The 18,944-nt window shown below is 53.3% G+C and carries 17 protein-coding genes; 7 read left to right on the top strand and 10 right to left on the bottom strand.

Annotated features, from left to right (window positions below; translation table 11 throughout):
* The first annotated feature begins 115 nt into the window (after window positions 1-115).
* The 6 genes from FJ695_RS04180 to FJ695_RS04155 all read left to right on the top strand — a co-directional run bounded on the left by FJ695_RS04180 (window position 116) and on the right by FJ695_RS04155 (window position 6,809).
* Entirely contained in the window at window positions 116-850 is a 735-nt protein-coding gene (locus tag FJ695_RS04180; protein WP_141184264.1) for an ABC transporter substrate-binding protein, read from the top strand.
* A 104-nt stretch (window positions 851-954) separates the two neighbouring features.
* Window positions 955-1,695: an ABC transporter substrate-binding protein gene (locus FJ695_RS04175; RefSeq protein ID WP_141184263.1), complete on the top strand. Its 741-nt coding sequence runs from the start codon at window positions 955-957 to the stop codon at window positions 1,693-1,695.
* 151 nt (window positions 1,696-1,846) lie between these two features.
* On the top strand, window positions 1,847-4,471 hold the full coding sequence (leuS, locus tag FJ695_RS04170) for a leucine--tRNA ligase (protein ID WP_141184262.1): 2,625 nt from the start codon (window positions 1,847-1,849) through the stop codon (window positions 4,469-4,471).
* Window positions 4,458-5,024: an LPS assembly lipoprotein LptE gene (gene lptE, locus FJ695_RS04165; protein WP_141184261.1), complete on the top strand. Its 567-nt coding sequence runs from the start codon at window positions 4,458-4,460 to the stop codon at window positions 5,022-5,024. The genes leuS and lptE overlap by 14 nt, the downstream gene beginning before the upstream one ends.
* A gap of 18 nt (window positions 5,025-5,042) precedes the next feature.
* The gene (gene holA, locus FJ695_RS04160) at window positions 5,043-6,083 is read left to right on the top strand and encodes a DNA polymerase III subunit delta (RefSeq protein ID WP_141184260.1); all 1,041 of its coding nucleotides are present in this window, start codon (window positions 5,043-5,045) and stop codon (window positions 6,081-6,083) included.
* A 93-nt stretch (window positions 6,084-6,176) separates the two neighbouring features.
* Complete coding sequence (locus FJ695_RS04155) at window positions 6,177-6,809, top strand: LysE family translocator (protein WP_141184259.1); 633 nt, start codon at window positions 6,177-6,179, stop codon at window positions 6,807-6,809.
* A 67-nt stretch (window positions 6,810-6,876) separates the two neighbouring features.
* Here the strand turns inward: FJ695_RS04155 and FJ695_RS04150 are convergent, their stop codons facing one another.
* The 10 genes from FJ695_RS04150 to hemE form a co-directional block, all read right to left on the bottom strand.
* Window positions 6,877-7,356 (bottom strand): GNAT family N-acetyltransferase, encoded by a 480-nt coding sequence (locus FJ695_RS04150; RefSeq protein ID WP_141184258.1) that lies wholly within the window; start codon window positions 7,354-7,356, stop codon window positions 6,877-6,879.
* A gap of 109 nt (window positions 7,357-7,465) precedes the next feature.
* Window positions 7,466-8,371 carry a ParB/RepB/Spo0J family partition protein gene (locus FJ695_RS04145; protein WP_141184257.1) on the bottom strand — a complete coding sequence of 302 codons (906 nt, stop codon included), beginning with the start codon at window positions 8,369-8,371 and terminating at the stop codon, window positions 7,466-7,468.
* Window positions 8,372-8,476: 105 nt separating this feature from the next.
* Window positions 8,477-9,301 (bottom strand): ParA family protein, encoded by an 825-nt coding sequence (locus FJ695_RS04140; RefSeq protein WP_141184256.1) that lies wholly within the window; start codon window positions 9,299-9,301, stop codon window positions 8,477-8,479.
* 19 nt (window positions 9,302-9,320) lie between these two features.
* Window positions 9,321-9,977 (bottom strand): 16S rRNA (guanine(527)-N(7))-methyltransferase RsmG, encoded by a 657-nt coding sequence (gene rsmG, locus FJ695_RS04135; RefSeq protein WP_141184255.1) that lies wholly within the window; start codon window positions 9,975-9,977, stop codon window positions 9,321-9,323.
* Window positions 9,977-11,863, bottom strand: a complete 1,887-nt coding sequence (gene mnmG, locus FJ695_RS04130) for a tRNA uridine-5-carboxymethylaminomethyl(34) synthesis enzyme MnmG (protein ID WP_141184254.1) — start codon at window positions 11,861-11,863, stop codon at window positions 9,977-9,979. Before mnmG ends, rsmG begins: the two co-directional genes overlap by 1 nt.
* 297 nt (window positions 11,864-12,160) lie before the next feature.
* The gene (gene mnmE / locus FJ695_RS04125; RefSeq protein WP_141184253.1) at window positions 12,161-13,504 is read right to left on the bottom strand and encodes a tRNA uridine-5-carboxymethylaminomethyl(34) synthesis GTPase MnmE; all 1,344 of its coding nucleotides are present in this window, start codon (window positions 13,502-13,504) and stop codon (window positions 12,161-12,163) included.
* A gap of 412 nt (window positions 13,505-13,916) precedes the next feature.
* Window positions 13,917-14,504: a GNAT family N-acetyltransferase gene (locus FJ695_RS04120; RefSeq protein ID WP_141184252.1), complete on the bottom strand. Its 588-nt coding sequence runs from the start codon at window positions 14,502-14,504 to the stop codon at window positions 13,917-13,919.
* A gap of 114 nt (window positions 14,505-14,618) precedes the next feature.
* Complete coding sequence (rho, locus tag FJ695_RS04115) at window positions 14,619-15,884, bottom strand: transcription termination factor Rho (protein WP_141184251.1); 1,266 nt, start codon at window positions 15,882-15,884, stop codon at window positions 14,619-14,621.
* A gap of 310 nt (window positions 15,885-16,194) precedes the next feature.
* Window positions 16,195-16,623, bottom strand: a complete 429-nt coding sequence (gene hemJ, locus FJ695_RS04110; protein ID WP_141184250.1) for a protoporphyrinogen oxidase HemJ — start codon at window positions 16,621-16,623, stop codon at window positions 16,195-16,197.
* Window positions 16,624-16,627: 4 nt separating this feature from the next.
* Window positions 16,628-17,656 (bottom strand): uroporphyrinogen decarboxylase, encoded by a 1,029-nt coding sequence (gene hemE, locus FJ695_RS04105; RefSeq protein ID WP_168206261.1) that lies wholly within the window; start codon window positions 17,654-17,656, stop codon window positions 16,628-16,630.
* Between the two features lie 425 nt (window positions 17,657-18,081).
* Between hemE and FJ695_RS04100 the strand changes: the two genes are divergently transcribed.
* Window positions 18,082-18,936: a pyruvate, water dikinase regulatory protein gene (locus FJ695_RS04100; protein WP_168206260.1), complete on the top strand. Its 855-nt coding sequence runs from the start codon at window positions 18,082-18,084 to the stop codon at window positions 18,934-18,936.
* The last annotated feature ends 8 nt before the right edge of the window (window positions 18,937-18,944 follow it).

Raw genomic sequence — 18,944 nt, 5'->3', positions numbered from 1 at the left:
TCAATAACCATAATTAAACTTCACAGTATTGATTACTCTGTTTGATCTCCAAAATTGTGGATTCACCGACTGTTCTTCAGTACCCTACATATGAAGCAAAGTTGTAGGTGCTGCCATGAAGCTCCGGTTTTGGATATTTGCGTTGATTGCCCTGGTTTTGATCCAATCGGCTAACCCGGCTCGCGCAGAAACATTCACATTTGCTATCGGTGAGTGGCCACCTTACGTCGGATCAGATGAGCCGCATTACGGGACACACGCCCGCATCATAACCAACGCCTTTGCGAGCGCTGGCCACATTGCCGAGTACAAATTCATGCCTTGGCGGCGGGCCATGAAGGTGGTTGAAGGCGGATCTGTACCGGCGACGTTTCCCTGGGTCTATACTGAGGATCGAGCGAAACGATTTTTTGTACCTGATCGACCAATAACAACGAACAAATTTGTCATGTTCTATAGGAAAGACCGGTTTCCAGACGGGTTACCTGCCTTGACTTTCGACGAGATCCGCGAACGCGGCCTGACTGTGGTTGCAGTTCAAAATTATTGGTACGAAAAACCGCTAGAAGAGGCCAAAGTATCCGTCGAAACAGTGGTCACAGAAGCGCAAGCCTGGACAATGCTCCAGTATAAGCGGGCCGATATATTCATAGATGGCGATAACGCCGGTATCAGGCAAAAGGCAGAATTTCTGGGAGACGCCGCAGAAGAAATAACGTATTCGCCGCCAATTCATACGGTCCCATTGTACATCCTGTTCAGTAAGACCCATCCACATGGCAAAAAAATGCTTGAGATATGGGATGGCCAAGTGTCTGAAGAAAATCCAGAAGACCCTGCTGTTCGTTAGATTTCTTGGTACTGAACAATAGTCAGATAACAACATACACAATTGATTTACTTTTTTATTTCAAATAATTATAAATATAAAACAATATAAGCCGAGTCGGCTCGATGAAAATAAAGAAGACACTTTTAGCTATATTGCTAGTTTTGCCTAATACAACAGCTAAGTCAGTCTTGGCTGAACAATTTAGCTTCGCTATTGGTGAGTGGCCGCCATTTGTTTCGGAAACACTGCCGGGCGGCGGACTGCACAGCAAGAAAATCGCTGACGTATTCGGCTCTCAAGGACATGAAGTATCGTTTCAGTTTTTTCCATGGCGCCGGTCGATGGAGCTGACAAAGACCGGTACATTTCCGGCAACTTTTTCTTGGTCTCATCTGCAAGAGCGAGAGGTGGACTACCAATACCCGAAACAACCCGTCGATGAACTCAATGACGTCTACTTTTATCGAAAAGACCGGTTTCCAGCCGGACTTACACCGATGTCTTTCGACGAACTCAAATCACAATCCCTCACCGTCGTCGGTGTCGGAGGCTATTGGTATGAAACGGTTTTGAAAAAGCACGGTGTGGTTTTTCAGATTGTTGCCACAGAAGAACAAGCTTGGAAGATGCTGCTACATGGCCGCGCTGATATCTATATAGAGAACGACATATCGGGCGACATTCAAAAGCGGCAGTTTTTATCCGAACGGGCGGAAGAAATCACCCGCAGCCAACCGTTTCGAACCATTCCCTTATATATTCTGTTTAGCCGGAAACACCCGGATGCGCCCCACATGATGAAGATCTGGGACGATGGCATGACCAAGCTTAGTGTTTCTGGATCAAATTCCGAAACACAATAGCTTTACGGGTCCGGCTGAGCGGATTAAACAGCTGGGTAGAAACAGTTCACTTTTGACATGTTGACCGCGGGCTTGAATTCTGGTGACTGTCCCGCAAGCACATATCTAGGATTTCCGCGATCTCCGGCGGCAAGAACAAACGGCACATTTGATGGCAACGGAACGGTACAACGCGCGCGAAGTTGAAGCGCGCTGGCAAAAAATCTGGAACGACAAGGACGTCTTTGTCACCCACAACGACGACCCCCGCGACAAATATTATGTGCTTGAAATGTTCCCGTATCCGTCTGGCCGGATTCATATGGGGCACGTCCGCAACTATGCGATGGGCGATGTCGTCGCGCGTTACAAACGGGCAAAGGGTTTCAACGTCTTGCATCCGATGGGTTGGGACGCGTTCGGCATGCCGGCGGAAAACGCAGCCATGCAGAACAAGGTCCACCCAAAAGATTGGACTTACGAAAACATCGCTGCCATGCGCGAACAGCTCAAGATCATGGGCTTGTCCTTAGATTGGAGCCGGGAATTCGCCACATGCGACGTGGCTTACTATGAACAGCAGCAGCGTCTGTTTTTGAAGTTCCTGGACGCCGATCTGGTTTACCGCAAGAACGCCAAGGTCAATTGGGACCCGGTCGACATGACTGTTTTGGCCAACGAGCAGGTGATTGACGGCCGCGGCTGGCGCTCCGGAGCTTTGGTCGAACAACGCGAGCTGACCCAGTGGTTCTTCAAGATCTCCGATTATTCGGAAGATCTGCTGGAGGCGATCGACACTCTGGACCGCTGGCCGGACAAGGTCCGTCTGATGCAGAAGAACTGGATTGGCCGCTCCGAAGGCCTGCGGGTTCGGTTTGAATTCATCGAGGCCGCACCGACTGGTGATCAGACACTGGAAATCTTCACAACACGTCCAGACACATTGTTCGGGGCATCCTTCATGGGTCTGTCACCGGATCATCCGATCTCGGTCAAACTGGCGGAAGATAATCCGGAGCTGAAAGACTTCATCGAGGAGTGCCGACGTGTCGGAACTTCTGAAGAAGCTATTGAAAAAGCAGAGAAAAAAGGTGTCGATACTGGCTTGCGGGTCAAACATCCGCTGGACGCCTCTATCGAGTTGCCTGTCTATGTGGCCAACTTCATCCTGATGGATTACGGCACCGGTGCGATCTTCGCATGTCCGGCACATGATCAGCGCGACCTGGACTTTGCCCGCAAATACAACCTGCCGGTTACACCAGTTGTTCTGCCGAAGGACGCCGATCCTGCGACCTTCGACGTTGGTGATGAGGCCTATACAGACGACGGCACCATCTTCAATTCCGATTTCATGAACGGCATGTCCATTGCTGATGCAAAGAATGCTGTCGCGGAGAAATTGGAAGCGATCAGTGTCGACGGCACTCCGCAGGCTGAACGCCAGGTGAATTACCGTCTGCGGGACTGGGGCATTTCCCGTCAGCGCTATTGGGGCTGCCCGATTCCGGTCATTCACTGTGACAGCTGTGGCGTGGTTCCGGAAAAAGATGAAAACCTGCCGGTTCAGTTGCCGGACGACATCAATTTCGACAAACCCGGTAATCCGCTCGACCGGCATCCGACCTGGCGCGACACCACTTGCCCGAACTGCGGCCAGCCGGCAAAGCGCGAAACTGACACGATGGATACGTTTGTTGACTCGTCCTGGTATTTCGCCCGCTTCACGGCTCCGGACTGCGATCAACCAACCGATCCGGATGCGGCCACTGGCTGGCTGCCGGTCGATCAATACATCGGCGGCATTGAGCACGCGATCCTGCACTTGCTGTATTCGCGTTTCTTCACTCGCGCCATGCAGAAAGTTGGTGCGCTGGATTTGAAGGAACCGTTCAAAGGTCTCTTCACGCAAGGCATGGTCACCCATGAAACCTACCGCCGCGGCGGTGATGGTTCAAACGGTGAATGGGTGTCACCGGCGGAGATCAAGATCGAAGAAATCGACGGCAAACGGACCGCCTCCATGCTGGACAGCGGTGACGCTGTTGCAATCGGCTCGATCGAGAAAATGTCGAAGTCGAAGAAGAACACCGTGGATCCGACCGACATTATCGACACCTACGGTGCAGACACCGCCCGCTGGTTCATGTTGTCCGATAGCCCGCCAGAGCGTGATGTCATCTGGACCGAAGACGGTGTTCAAGGCGCATGGCGTTTTGTTCAGCGTGTCTGGCGTTTGATAGGTGAAATCACGGAAAAGACCGAGCCGCGCAGTTCGTCCGTCCCGGCAATGTCTGCCAAATCAGAAGATCTGCGCCGCGCGACCCACAAGACGCTGGCAGCGGTTTCCAATGATCTTGAAGGCCTCGGTTTTAACCGGGCGGTGGCCCGGCTTTATGAATTGGTCAACACCTTGAGCAAAGCGTTCAATGAAGGTCTTGAAGATAAAGGTAAGGAATATGCGGTTCGCGAAACTGTTGATTACCTGGTCCAGATGATGGCACCGATGATGCCGCACCTGGCGGAAGAGTGCTGGTCTGCGCTCGGCCATGACAATCTGATTTCCGAAGCCGCTTGGCCGGAAGCAGATCCGGCGCTTCTGGCCGAAGACACAGTTACTTATCCGATTCAGGTCAATGGCAAACGACGCGGTGAGCTGACTATTTCAAAAGAGGCTTCCAAAGAGGAGGTCGAAGCAGCTACCCTGTCTCAGGATTTCGTTCAGAAACTGCTGGACGGGAAGTCGCCGAAGAAGCTGATTGTGGTGCCGCAAAGGATCGTCAATGTCGTTGTTTGACCGGTTTATCAAATCGGACAGGGGTTTTAGGACCCTGGTTCTGGCAGGCTTGCTTGCATTCGGCTTTACCGCTGGCGGATGTCAAATCCGCCCGCTCTACGGCACGGTTGGAACCGCTGGAAGCGGCTCAGCGGTCGTCTCCGATGAGATGGCGGCAATTGACATTGCCTCCATCGGCACCGATGTGCCCGCCAGAACCCTTTACAATGAATTGACGTTCAATTTCGAACGCGGAACCAGTGCTCCTTCGAAAAAATACCGGCTCGTTGTCTTAAAAGACACAAGCACGGCCTCTGTCGCCGTTGAACAGTTCTCCGACGTGCCTTCGGCCTATACGCTCACCATGAATGCGTCTTTTGTTCTGAGCGATCTGGCAACCGAGAAAACCCTGATGACTGGCCGGTCGTTCCAATCGGCTTCGTTCGACTTCTCCAACCAGCGCTTTGCCAACTTGCGGGCTTCACGGGATGCCGAAGAACGTGTCGCAAAGGCAGTCGCGGAAGACATCACGGCGCGGATTGCGGGTTATTTCGCAACCCATCAAGGCTCCTAACCTGAGAGGCAAAAGCCTGTGTCCACGCTAAAAGCCGCGGAGATTGACCGGTTTGTCGCCAATCCCCCGGACGCAGGCGGTGTTGTGCTGATTTTTGGACCAGACACAGGTCTGGTTTCTGAGCGTGCCAGCCGTCTTGTGGCAAAAGCATCTGAAGGCGACAGCGATCCGTTCAACCTGATCAAGATAGATGCCTCTGAGCTCAGTTCCGACAGCGACCGGCTGATCGACGAAGTGCTGACCGTGCCGTTGTTCGGCGGACGCCGGATTGTCTGGGTCAAGGATGCGAGCGGCAAAAACCTTGTCCCATCCGTGGATCCAGTCTTGAAGCTCGATGATTGGCAAACGCTCGTTGTGCTGGAAGCTGGCGACATTAAAAAAGGGGCCGGCCTCAGAAAACTCATTGAACCGCACAGGCGCGCGGTCGCCCTGCCATGTTATTCCGACAATGACCGGGGCATTGACCATTTGATCGATGAAGAGACCCGGGAAGCTGGCCTAACCATCTCACGGGAAGCCCGCGCTGCTTTACACAGTCTGTTAGGCGGTGACCGCATGGCCAGCCGGGGTGAGCTTAAGAAGCTCTGCCTTTATGCCATGCAAAAGGAACGCATCGACAGCGAAGATGTCGAAGCCATCATCGGCGATGCATCGGCATTTGAAACCTCCGAGTTGATCGACGCTGCCGCGGCCGGAGATCTGTCGACCCTGGATCACGGTCTCGAACGGCTGACCGATGCCGGGTCAAAAGCTTCGGTGATCGCCAATCAAGCGCTGAAACATTTTCAGAATTTGCACCGGATGCGAATCGAAATTGATGGTGGAAGAAGCGCTCAGCAAGTGGTCGACAGTCAACGCCCACCGATCTTCTTCAGCCGCAAACCGAAATTCACCCAACAGCTGCGCATCTGGACCCTAAAGGATCTGGAAAGGGCGATGGAGATCTTGAGCGAAGCAACTCGCATTTCCCGCCTGAACGACAATCTCGGTGTCCCGGTTCTCTCCGAAGCACTCCTAACTGTTGGTCGGGCCGCCCGCGTCCGCAGCCAGCGCCGATAGCCACGAACCAATGTGCAGCGGTTTGCCATAACGCGTTGCTTATCTGAGAAAAACTGTTATTCAGAGAATCCGGCTTCACAGAAGGAACCTCAGATGCCGGATCTCTCCACGCTCATTGTTTTTACCACCGCCTGCCTTGTCCTGACCGCGACCCCAGGACCGGATATGCTTCTCATCGCCTCCAGAAGCGTCACACAGGGCCGGTCATCGGGTTTCCTAACCTATGCCGGCATTGCGGCCGGAAGTTACTGTCACGCGCTTGCAGCGGGCCTCGGCCTGTCGCAGCTTTTCCTTGCTGTTCCAGTGGCTTATGAGGTGGTTCGCTGGGCAGGTGCCGGGTACTTGTTAGTTCTCGCCTGGAAAGCTTTCAGAAGCCCTGCAGCGTCCTTTACCATCGACAAATCCATCTCAAAAACCGCACACCGCCGCATATTCATTGAAGGACTTTTGACCAACATACTGAATCCGAAGATGGCGCTCTTCATGCTCGCCCTCTTCCCGCAGTTTCTCCACATGGAAGCTGGACCGGTTCTTTTACAAGTTCTTATCTTGGCAACAGTCTTGAATGTAACGGGGCTTATCGTGAATGGAACCGTGGTTCTTTTTAGCCATGGTCTGCGCCAGCATTTCGGCCGCCAGACCCGGTTCAAAAAACTCGGCCAGTATCTTCTGGCATCGGTCTTTGCCGGACTGGCCATCCGAGTGGCATTGTCGGAAAGGAATTGATCCCACCCCGGTTCATCTTTGCCAAACCGCAATGCCGATGGGACAGGAAAGTTGAGGCTCAAGAGTCCTAATTAAAACAAGCTGTAAGGCGAACAATCCGGATTGGAGGCAACCCCTCCCTTCCGGGAAAAATGCCTTCATTGACCTCGACGAAACCCCATTTTTTGTAAAACGGCACCGCATTCAAGGTCGCCTCTATTACGATGGTCTTCATGTTACCTGATAGGGCGTCTTTCAGCGCCCTTTCCATGAGGTCTGCACCTATCCCCAAACCGACGAAATCGGCGTCCACAAACAGCCGCTTAACTGCACCGGGCTCCCCTTGAGAAAACCCAACTGGCCGGTCTCCGGCCTCAGCCAGCCACACTAGGCCCTGCGCACAATCAGGCTGATAATCTTCCACCCTGCGCCCTTCCATCCAGGTATCAATAACTTCCTGCGAATAAGGAACGGGTGCCAACCGTCGTACCGAGGCCATCACGAGATTATAAACAGCCTGCGTGTCGTCAGCGTTTGACCGGCGATAGGAAATGCGTTGGGTGTTCAATTTTGCTGCCCTGCGAATAAATTTGCTGAAAAACTGCCAGCGTGATGAGCCAAATAAAAAAGCCCTGCGGCTAAGCCACAGGGCATCAACGTTTCAAATCTTAGGCAATTTACCGGACTTCAACACCGAGTTTTTTACAGATCTCATCGAGCTGTTCGAGCGAGGTGTATTTGATCTTCAAGTCGCCCGTTTCCTTGCCTGGCTTGTGACCAACGGTGACCTTCAAACCAAGTGTGTCAGTGAGCCGCTTTTCCAATGCCTTGGTGTCGGCATCCTTTGGCGGCTTTTCACTCGGCGCCTTATCCCCTTTGAGTTTGGCAAGGGCGTCCGGATCTTGCGCCAGTTTCTCTGCATCGCGAACTGTGAGGCCTTTTTCGACGATCAGTTCGGCCAAAGCTGCTGGATCCTCAACCGTAATCAGCGCCCGCGCATGACCGGCGGTCAGCAAGCCTTCAGCCAGATAATCCTTTACCGAATTTGGCAGCTTTAAAAGCCGCATGGTGTTGGCAACGTGGCTGCGGCTCTTGCCGATCACCTTGGCAAGTTCACCCTGGCTGTAGCTGAACTCGGCGGTCAGCTGTTCATAACCCATCGCTTCTTCGATCGGGTTGAGATCTGCCCGCTGGACGTTCTCAATGATCGCCAGCTCGAGAGCTTCCTGATCGGTCACATCGCGGATGATGATCGGCGCTTCATGAAGCCCTGCCCGTTGCGCCGCCCGCCAACGCCGCTCACCGGCAATAATCTCAAACCGGTTGGTTTTGCCGGCAGCCGGACGCACCAGGATCGGCTGCACAATGCCCTTGGCCTTGAGCGATTCAGCCAGATCTGCCAGATCTTTTTCAGTGAAAGTTTTGCGCGGGTTGCGCGGATTGGGTTCCAGGTGCTCGATCGGAACCTTGCGGCTGTCACGGGTAACTTTTTCCGGTGGTGCGGCCGCTTCCGGGGCCGAATCGCCAATCAGAGCCGCAAGTCCCCGGCCCAAACGTTTGTTTTTGACGTCCTTATCCGCCATACCGCACCTTTTTCTTTTTATTTCAATAAGTTAAGAAGGATCGATCCAATATTGTGGCCTGACCGGCCCTTCTTAAACGTCAATTCGGACCCGATTCGGTTCGGGTCACGCTGCGACGCTGCGCAGCTCCCGCTCACGCTGAATGATTTCAGAGGCGAGCCGCAAATACGCCTGACTGCCTGCGCATTTGAGATCATAGAGCAAGGCTGGTTTACCGTAGGATGGCGCTTCGGAGATACGAACGTTCCGTGGAATGACCGTCTCATAGACAGCGTCGCCCATGGTCTCGCGGACATCTGCAACAACCTGGCTGGAGAGATTGTTCCGGCTGTCGTACATGGTCAGAACAATGCCATGAATGCTGAGTTCGGAATTGAGCGCGGACTTAACCTGCTCCACCGTGCTGAGAAGCTGACTGAGACCTTCCAGGGCAAAGAACTCACATTGCAGCGGCACCAATATGGAGTGCGACGCGGACAGCGCATTGATGGTCAAAAGGTTCAAGGATGGCGGGCAATCGACCAGAACATAGGTGAAGCCGATTTCCTTAAACAGACGCGAATGGGTCAGATTCTCGATTGCGTTGCGCAGCCGGAACGCCCGATCACTGGTCGACGCGATTTCAAGTTCCAGGCCCAAGAGGTCCATGGTCGACGGCGCGACCCACAGCCGCTGCACGGCGGTTTCGCGGATGGCTTCATCCATCGAGCAATCACCGCTCAAAATTTCATAAGTCGACAGACCGCGATCCCGGTGCTCAATGCCGAGACCGGTTGAAGCGTTACCCTGGGGATCAAGATCGATCACCAGAACTTTTTCCCCGATCGCTGCCAAGGCAGTTCCGAGGTTGATGGCAGTGGTGGTTTTCCCAACCCCGCCCTTCTGATTTGCAAGCGCGAGAACGCGCGGCATATCGGGAAGCAAGCTCATTACCACGACACCTTCCTGGCTACTTTGGCCGGGCTGAAAGATTTGAAAAGACAAGCATCCGGCTTAAAGGATCAACAAGACTTTCCTTTTCTACCAGATCAAACTGCCAAGAGTCAGCGGCTTCATCAAGTTCGCGCTGGAAATCCTGACCTTTGTGGAAAACAGCCTTTGCCCCTTGTTTGGTGAATGGCTCGGCAAGCTCAAACAAAAGCTTTAGCGAAGCCAAGGCCCGCGCCGAAACCGCGTCGGCTGGACCATGGCGCCAATCTTTCGCAACCGATTCGATCCGGCCCGGATACACCGTACCGGTTGACCCGGTCTCGCGAAGAGCTGTTCGAAGGAACGCAGCCTTGCGCTGATTGCTCTCAATCATATGGACATGGGCATCTGGTTCATCCGCCAGTAGGATCGCCGTCACGATACCCGGAAACCCACCGCCACTACCGATATCCACCCAGGTGCGTGCCTCTGGATAACTCCATTGAGTCTGCAGGCTGTCCGCGATATGGCGGCTCCAAATATCAGGAATAGTCGAGGGCGCAATAAGGTTTTGTGCCGGTTGCCACTTCAAAACCAGATCCACATAGATCTGGAGACGCTCCAACGTTTCACGTGAAACATCCCCAAACTTATGCACAACATCTCCAGAACTATTCAACACCACCGGGCGCGCCATTAAGCGGCCCCCTTCTGGCTTTGACGCTTTAGATGCGAGAGGATCAATGTCAGGGCTGCCGGGGTCATACCGTCCATACGGGACGCCTGACCAAGGGTCGCCGGCCGAATGTCGGTGAGCTTTTGTTTGACTTCATTGGAAAGACCGATGATCGCTTCGTAATCGAAACTATCTGGGATGCACAAGGCTTCATCCCGCTTCAAGGCCTCGATGTCGGCCAGCTGCCGTTCCAGATAAACCGCATAAAGCGCATCGGTGGTCACCTGCTCAACAATCGCCGGATCGATCTCACCTAGCTCCGGCCAAACGCCGAGCAAACCGTCAAAGGTCACATTAGGATAGGATAGAAGATCAAAGGCCGACCGCCGAACCCCATCCTGATTGACCGGCAGACCTTTTTTCGTTGCCTCATTCGGTGTGACCGTCAGGCTTTTCAACAACTCCCGGGCCGCCTCTATCTGAGCCATCTTGGCACTATAAGCAGTACGACGTTCCTCGGATACACAGCCGATTTCCTGGCCAAGTGGCGTCAGACGTTGATCCGCATTGTCCGCCCTGAGTGATAGGCGATATTCGGCACGCGATGTAAACATGCGGTACGGCTCGGTGATCCCCCGTGTGATGAGATCATCGACCATCACCCCGATGTAGCCTTGAGACCGATCAATAACAAAGGGGGCCTTGCCGGCGACCATTAAGGCCGCATTGAGACCGGCGACCAGACCCTGAGCCCCTGCTTCTTCATATCCCGTGGTGCCATTGATTTGCCCAGCCAGATAAAGCCCAGGGCAACGTTTGGCTTCCAGCGTTGCCCGCAATTCACGCGGATCGACATGGTCATATTCAATGGCATAACCCGGCTGGATCACTTCCACATCTTCCAGACCTGGAATGGTGCGGAGGAAAGCGATCTGAGCGTCTTCCGGCAACGATGTAGAAATGCCGTTCGGATAGACCGTGTGGTCGTCCAGGCCTTCCGGCTCCAAGAATATCTGATGCCCATCCCGGTCGCCAAAGCGGACAATCTTATCCTCGATCGACGGGCAGTAGCGCGGACCCCGGCCTTTGATCTCGCCGGAATACATGGCTGACCGGTCAAGATTGTCCCGGATGATCTGATGAGTTTCCGGTGTGGTCCGTGTGATATGACATGGGATTTGCGGCGTGCTGATCTTGTCGGTCAACGTGGAAAACGGGATCGGATCCTCATCACCCGGCTGTTCATCCAGACGGTCCCAATGGATCGTCCGGCCATCAAGCCGTGCCGGTGTGCCTGTTTTCAAACGGCCAAGGTCAAAGCCAATCTCTTCCAAGGACTGTGATAGGCCCATTGCCGGGGCTTCGCCCGACCGACCTGCCGGGATTTTCTTGTCGCCGATATGAATAAGGCCGCGCAGAAAGGTACCGCTGGTTAGAACCACCGCACCACAGTCAATCAACTGACCTGAGCCAAGCATCACGCCGGTTACCGATTTGCCACCATCTTCCTCTGAGAACCGAAGCCGGTCCGCTTCACCCTCAACAACCGTGAGGTTTTCAATAGCTGAAATCTCGCGCTGCATGGCTTCGCGGTAGAGCTTGCGGTCCGCCTGCGCCCGCGGGCCACGAACCGCCGGCCCCTTGCGCCGATTGAGCATGCGGAACTGGATGCCGCCCTGATCAGCCACCCGGCCCATCAATCCATCAAGCGCATCGATTTCCCGGACCAGGTGGCCTTTCCCCAGTCCGCCGATAGCCGGATTGCAAGACATCACACCGATCGTCTCGAACTTGTGGGTTACCAATACCGTGCGTGCACCCATTCGTGCAGCCGCGGCCGCAGCTTCACAGCCGGCATGGCCACCACCAATCACCACCACATCAAACGATAGAACCTGATCGTTCATAGTCTCACCGCTTGTCCGGTCGCAGCCCCGCCGCGCTCACCGGCAATTAAATTGTTCAATTTCGGGATCTTATCCGGATCATTAGCCGGAGATTTCAACACAGCTTATAGCCGGTTCACTTGCGGCCTTTATACGCCGGACCGGGCCGTAAGGTCAAAAGGGTTTTCTTGCCTGGGAGCCAGCCATGCAGTCTGAAACACTCTAACGGCTTACTCATGACATCGGCAGATTCACGTGAAACATATTCCGGTTCTGAATCGATCCTCAGAATGCCTGAAATGATTCACGTGAAACAATCTATTTGCCGATGCAAAAGTCCCGGAAGATCACGTCCAAAAGATCTTCAACATCAATCCGTCCAGTGATCCGTCCAAGGCTGTCCGCGGCGCGGCGCAGATCTTCGGCTCTGAGTTCAGTCGGCAAATGGTCCGCCGTGACGGCCTGAAGCAGGCCAGACAGGCAATCATTGAGATAATGCCGATGCCGGGCCCGCGTCGCCAATGGGGCTTCCCCAAGGGAGATTGTTTCCTCTGCAAAACGGGTAAGGCCATCAAACAAGGCTTTCATCCCCTCTTCAGATTTGCTGGATGCAGGAATTTGCTGGATTGTTCCGGAAGAGTCTTGTTCCGGAAGAGTCTCAAGATCAGCCTTTGTCCGCACTGTCCAGACCGGAACCGACTCGGTTACATCAGCCGGTAGCCCGGCAACATTCGCTTCCACACCGCCCGGCTCAACTGCCCACAGAATCAAATCCGCCTGACGGCCCCGTTCTTCGGCACGGCGGATCCCTTCCCGCTCTACGATCCCATCCGTTTCGCGCAGACCTGCGGTATCAACCAGCGTGACCGGATACCCGCCGAGATCCAGATGAACCTCAATCACGTCCCGCGTGGTTCCGGCTTCTTCGGTGACAATCGCCACATCCCGTCCGGCAATGGCATTGAGCAGGCTCGACTTGCCAGCATTGGGAGCACCCATCAAAACCACTTGCAGGCCAGAGCGAAGCCGCTCACCGCTTTTGGATTTTTCCAGGTGATCTGAAATTTCTAAACGAAGCTGATCAGCTTCCTTCCAAACTTCATCGGCGACACTGCCGGGCACATCTTCTTCATCGGCAAAATCAAAGTCGGCTTCGATCATTGCCCGCATGTGAATGAGCCGCTTGCGCCAATCTTCGTAGAGTGACCCGAGCGCCCCACCCATCTGCCGGACAGCCTGTTTGCGTTGGCTCTCCGTTTCCGCTGCAATCAGATCCGCCAAGCCTTCCACTTCGGTAAGATCCATTCGGCCGCGATCAAACGCCCGTCTTGTGAACTCTCCTGGCTCCGCCGGCCGGCAGTTCTCAAATCCGCCAAGGACACGCAACAGGGCGGCCACGACAGCCCGGCCACCATGACATTGAAACTCGGCGACATCTTCTCCGGTGAAACTCGCCGGACCTTCAAAATAGAGAACCAGCGCTTCATCCAGGATATCCCCTGTCTCTGGATCTTTGAGTTTGGAAAGATAGGTCTTACGCGGCTCTGGCAGTGTCCCACACAGCGCTTCAACAACAGTTTTGACTTCAGGACCGGAGACCCGGATGACCGCCACTCCAGATGGGACGGCGCCGCTGGACAGTGCATAGATTGTCTCTGCCATTAAGTCTTTCCATGTTCAAAGCGGTTTTTGTCCCGCCTCTTTATCAAGAAGCCGAAAGGTTCGAAAGCCGGGGACAGAGAGGATGTTGTGTCTTTGCAGATAGCGAGACCTTATCCCAAACACACAAAGACCGTTACAAAGCCGAATCGAATTCAGCGTCTTCAATTTGAAGACTAGCCGTGTTTCACGTGAATCAAACATGCCGATAGTGGGACCCGTCTTTAGCAATGACATAAACATCTCAGGGCATCTGAATTCCGCAGTGTCCTATTTAGTCGATTTGATCCGTATCCGATTCAATTCAGATTCACGTGAAACACTTTTACCGCCCTACCCATATCAACTGTCGACTTGAACGAATCTCACCAGAAAAATGTTTCACGTGAATCTACGAAACTTCGATTGGTCGACCTTATCGGCTTTCAATCTTGTCCTGGCCACCCACCCAACGTTGCCGATCCAAGCGGTAGAGTACGTGGGCCGCCAAAGGGTGATCGGGCTCGAGCATTGGATGCACAAAGTCATCAGCAGGATCCCGACGCATCCCAATCCGCTCCATCACCTTCTGTGACGGCAGATTGTTATTGGAGGTGAAGGAGACGATCTCCTTAAGGCCGATGGTTTCAAAACCGAATCGAAGCCAGGCCCCGGCGGCCTCACTGGCGTAACCCTTTCCCCAGGCCGAACGTTTCAGCCGCCAGCCTATTTCGACACAAGGATCGAACGGCAAAGGCTTCTCATAGGCCGGAATGCTTAAGCCCACAAAACCGAGGAACTCACCATCGGCTTTTGTCTCGACAGGACCAAAGCAAAACCCATCCCTTTCCTGTTTCGCTTTCGCCCGACCGATTAATGCAGCAGTTGTTTCTCTTGTCATCGGCTCCGGGAAATACCGCATCACCTCCGGGTCAGCGCACATCTCGGCGAAAGGATCCAAGTCCTCGTCTTGCCAGCCCCGGCAGATCAAGCGGTCGGTTTCTAGGTGGATTTCAGGCGGCATGAATTCGGATCCGAATCAAAGTTGGATTCACGTGAAACAGGTCTTAACAAAAGGTAAAGGCGCGTCCCGATATGAGCCGCGCCTTTGCCAGTATTTTCAATCGATGACAGATGATCAGGTGTTCATGCTGTCGAAGAAATCGTCGTTCGACTTCGTCTGCTTGAGCTTGTCGAGAAGGAACTCAACTGCATCGACCGTGCCCATCGGATTGAGGATCCGACGCAAAACAAAGGTCTTCTTGAGCCGCTCTGGCGGAACCAGAAGTTCTTCTTTCCGGGTGCCGGAGCGTTGAATATCGATCGCCGGGTAAACCCGCTTGTCGGAGATCTTCCGGTCCAGGATAATTTCAGAGTTACCTGTCCCCTTGAACTCTTCAAAGATCACTTCATCCATGCGGCTTCCGGTATCGATCAGAGCCGTCGCGATGATTGTCAGCGAGCCACCCTCTTCAATGTTCCGGGCTGCACCGAAGAAGCGTTTTGGGCGTTGCAGGGCATTGGCATCAACACCACCGGTCAGAACCTTACCAGAGGATGGAACCACCGTGTTATAGGCGCGGCCAAGGCGGGTGATGGAATCCAGCAGAATAACCACATCGCGGCCGTGCTCGGTCAAACGCTTGGCTTTTTCGATCACCATCTCGGCGACTTGCACGTGCCGGGATGCCGGTTCGTCAAACGTCGAGGAGACAACCTCACCATCGACCGTCCGCTGCATGTCCGTCACTTCTTCCGGACGCTCATCGATCAGAAGCACGATCAGATAACATTCCGGATGATTGTTGGTAATCGACTTTGCAATATTCTGCAGGAAGACGGTCTTACCGGTCCGCGGCGGCGCGGTGATCAAAGCACGTTGACCTTTGCCGAGCGGGGCAACCAGATCGATCACCCGGGAAGACAAATCCTTGATGGTCGGATCTTCGATCTCCATCTTGAATTTTTCATCCGGGTAAAGCGGGGTCAGGTTGTCAAAATGTACCTTGTGCCGGGCTTTTTCCGGGTCTTCAAAATTGATTGTGTTGACCTTCAAAAGCGCAAAATACCGTTCGCCCTCTTTCGGGCTACGGATCTGGCCTTCGACGGTATCCCCTGTGCGTAAGGAAAAACGGCGGATCTGGGATGGAGAGACGTAAATGTCATCCGGTCCCGGAAGGTAGTTGGCATCTGGAGAGCGCAGGAAACCGAATCCATCCTGCAGCACTTCCACGACGCCTTCGCCGATGATCTCTACATCTTGAGCCGCGAGGTTCTTCAAGATTGCGAACATCAGCTCCTGCTTGCGCATGGTGCTGGCGTTTTCGACTTCAAGCTCTTCCGCTTTTTGCAGGAGCTCGGTCGGTGTTTTTTCTTTTAGGTCTTTAAGTTTCATTTCCCGCATCGAGTTGGGGTCTTAACGTTGATATGGATATTGGTTTGGAAGGTCGTTCCGGATCCAAGGAGATGGGATGGCCCGGAAGAATCTGAAAGACGTCTAGCTGTGTCCAGATTGTCGGTGAGCGCGGAATGATAACCTACGTTGCGTCACCAATTCGAAGTGCGCGAAAGATACGTTTTTTTTTTTGCAAGCGCAAGCCGGGATTTCTGCCAGTTCTTTAGGCACATTGTATAGATTAAAAGAAAAGGCAGCCGTTCTTTTGAACACTGCCTTTCCTTACGTAATTTTCCGGATCAGACTTACAAACCTAAACCTAGAAGGGTTTGCCGATAACCAGAATCACAATGAAGATCATAAGAACTGTCGGCACTTCATTGAGGATCCGGTAATAGCGCGCCGAACGGGTGTTTTCATCGGCCGCAAATTGCTTCACACATTTCGACAAATGACCATGAACTCCTGACATCAGAAACACCAAAGCAAATTTGGCGTGAAACCAACCGTCGGTCCAGGCTTCCAGTTCATAAGCCATCCAGAGCCCAAACACCCAGGCCGCAATCATGGACGGATTGATGATCGCCTTTAACAGCCGGCGTTCCATCACCTTGAAGGTTTCTGACTGAACCGATCCGATTTCCGCGTCGACGTGATAGACAAACAGCCGCGGCAAATAGAGCATCCCGGCCATCCACGCGATGATCGAAATGACATGAAGGGATTTGATCCAGAGAAACAGATCCATCCGGTTAGCCCTTCTTCACCATCTCAACCATACGCGCCACATTTTCCGGATCCGCATCCGGTGTCACGCCATGACCAAGATTGAAGATGAAGGGTCCCTTGTCGAAGGTGTCCAGGATATGGCGCACGCCATCTTCCAGAGCCTTGCCGCCGGCAACCAACCGCATAGGATCAAGATTGCCTTGGATTGGAACTTTCTTCTGAATTTCCAGAGCCAAGTGATCGGGGGCTGTCCAATCAAAGCCAACCGCATCGACACCAGTGCCTTCAATATAGGCCATCATTCTGGCAGATGAGGCTTTCGGGAAGCCGATGATCTTTGCCTCCGGCCGGGCAGCTTTCACGCCTTCAACAATTCTGCGTGTCGGCTCAATGCTCCAGCGCTTGAAGCCTGCGTCGTCCAAAACGCCAGCCCACGTGTCGAAGATCTGGAGCGCATCAGCACCCGCATCCAGCTGGCGGATCAAATAACGGATAGACGCCGTTACTAGTTCATCGATGAACCGCTGCATCAAATCCGGATCGCGATAAGCGCCGACGCGGGCCGCAATCTGATCTTGTGTGGTGTGACCAGCCACCGAGTAGCACGCAACTGTCCAGGGAGCGCCGCAGAAGCCGAGGAGCGTCGTTTCCTCAGGCAGATCCGCTCTGAGGCGCGATACCGTTTCTATGACCGGTTTGAGATGATCCTCAGCTTTATCCTGCTCGAGACTATCGATCAGCTTTGAAGAGAGAGGTTCCAAAACAGGACCTCGTCCTTCTTCAAACCTCACAGGATATCCGATCGCGTCCGGCACGACGAAGATGTCCGAGAACAAAATGCTTGCATCAAAGCCATACCGGCGGATCGGCTGGAGAGTGACCTCAGTTGCAAGATCTGGGGAATAGCAGAAGTCGAGGAAGTTTTTCGCCTTGGCTCGAACTTCGCGATATTCGGGAAGATAGCGGCCTGCCTGGCGCATCATCCAAATGGGTGGCGGCCAGATTTCTTCTCCGGAGAGAACCTTCATCACGGCTCTATCTTTGGACTTCATTCGGTCGCGCCTTTCCCACATTTCAAATCTAATAAGATTCTATATTTGAATCTGTTTTTTCTATTAGGGCGTGGATTACCGGGATCCTTTTTCATCCACAATGCGTTAGCTCAATTTCTAATCAGGGAAAACTCCAAGCAGAAACCGGCGTCAGATACTCCCCAGGAGTCGATAACAAAATTTACAACGCAATTACAGCTATTTAAAAGGATGTTTACCTTTCGTTAGGAATTTGGCCGTCAGTGGACAGCCTGTCGAAATGTCACAGGGCACTTGTTGATCCACACAAGCCCACAGCCTGCCGGCAAACCTTATCCGCGCGTTTAGACATTGTTAATAAATTCGGCAGAGCGGGTATAAAATCGTGCTAGGCAGGAGACAAAGACATTAACTCCCAAATCATCAACAAGCCTGGGGATGAAAGCGTGAATAAGACGAGACACTATTTTCATTTGCATCTTGTCTCAGATTCTACCGGTGAAACATTGATGACAGTGGCCCGCGCGGCAACGGTTCAATACGAAAATGTCCAGGAAATCGAACACGTTTATCCGCTAGTGCGGTCGCACAAGCAGTTGGACAGGGTGATCAGCGAAATCGAGAAAGCGCCGGGAATAGTGCTCTATACGCTGGTCGATGAAGAGATTGCACACCGCCTTGAGCAAAAATGCCGCGAATTGGGAACACCCTTCGTCAACATTCTCGATCCGGTGTTTGCGGTATTTCAGTCCTATCTGAATGTCACGCAAACACATCGGATTGGTGGCCAGCATGCGATGGATGCGGAGTATTTTAGCCGCATGGAAGCTCTCAACTACACCATGATGCATGACGATGGTCAGATTTGGGATGATTTGGAATCGGCTGACATTGTTCTGCTCGGTATTTCGCGAACCTCAAAGACACCGACCTGCATCTATCTCGCCAATCGGGGGATCAAGGCTGCAAATGTACCTCTGGTGCCCGGCATTCCCTTACCGGACAATGTCAAATCCTTGAAAAATCCGATGGTGGTCGGCCTGATCGCTTCGGCAGAACGGATCCAACAAATTCGCAGAAATAGAGTTTTGTCTTTGAATTCAGAAGGTTATAACGATCAATATGTCGATCGAAAGGAAATCTCCCAGGAGATCAATATGACCCGGCGTCTGTGTTCTGAACACCAGTGGCCGTTGATTGATGTCAGCCGGCGCTCTGTTGAAGAAACAGCCGCCGAGATCATGACCTTGTTCAAAGATTATAAAACAGCCCGCGAAAACGGGGTTGCAGAGCAACAGTAAGCCTTTCA

It is taken from the genome of Labrenzia sp. PHM005 (genome assembly GCF_006517275.1).
Classification (GTDB): Bacteria; Pseudomonadota; Alphaproteobacteria; order Rhizobiales; family Stappiaceae; genus Roseibium.
Note: the sequence above shows the minus strand (reverse complement) of the source record. Positions and strands in the feature narration are given on the sequence as shown.

Coding starts and splice junctions, on each gene's coding strand:
- FJ695_RS04180 (WP_141184264.1), top strand. CDS start 116: ATGAAGCTCCGGTTTTGGATATTTGCGTTGATTGCCCTGGTTTTGATC.
- FJ695_RS04175 (WP_141184263.1), top strand. CDS start 955: ATGAAAATAAAGAAGACACTTTTAGCTATATTGCTAGTTTTGCCTAAT.
- leuS (WP_141184262.1), top strand. CDS start 1,847: ATGGCAACGGAACGGTACAACGCGCGCGAAGTTGAAGCGCGCTGGCAA.
- lptE (WP_141184261.1), top strand. CDS start 4,458: ATGTCGTTGTTTGACCGGTTTATCAAATCGGACAGGGGTTTTAGGACC.
- FJ695_RS04155 (WP_141184259.1), top strand. CDS start 6,177: ATGCCGGATCTCTCCACGCTCATTGTTTTTACCACCGCCTGCCTTGTC.
- FJ695_RS04145 (WP_141184257.1), bottom strand. CDS start 8,371: ATGGCGGATAAGGACGTCAAAAACAAACGTTTGGGCCGGGGACTTGCG.
- FJ695_RS04140 (WP_141184256.1), bottom strand. CDS start 9,301: ATGAGCTTGCTTCCCGATATGCCGCGCGTTCTCGCGCTTGCAAATCAG.
- rsmG (WP_141184255.1), bottom strand. CDS start 9,977: ATGGCGCGCCCGGTGGTGTTGAATAGTTCTGGAGATGTTGTGCATAAG.
- mnmG (WP_141184254.1), bottom strand. CDS start 11,863: ATGAACGATCAGGTTCTATCGTTTGATGTGGTGGTGATTGGTGGTGGC.
- mnmE (WP_141184253.1), bottom strand. CDS start 13,504: ATGGCAGAGACAATCTATGCACTGTCCAGCGGCGCCGTCCCATCTGGA.
- FJ695_RS04120 (WP_141184252.1), bottom strand. CDS start 14,504: ATGCCGCCTGAAATCCACCTAGAAACCGACCGCTTGATCTGCCGGGGC.
- rho (WP_141184251.1), bottom strand. CDS start 15,884: ATGCGGGAAATGAAACTTAAAGACCTAAAAGAAAAAACACCGACCGAG.
- hemJ (WP_141184250.1), bottom strand. CDS start 16,623: ATGGATCTGTTTCTCTGGATCAAATCCCTTCATGTCATTTCGATCATC.
- hemE (WP_168206261.1), bottom strand. CDS start 17,656: ATGAAGTCCAAAGATAGAGCCGTGATGAAGGTTCTCTCCGGAGAAGAA.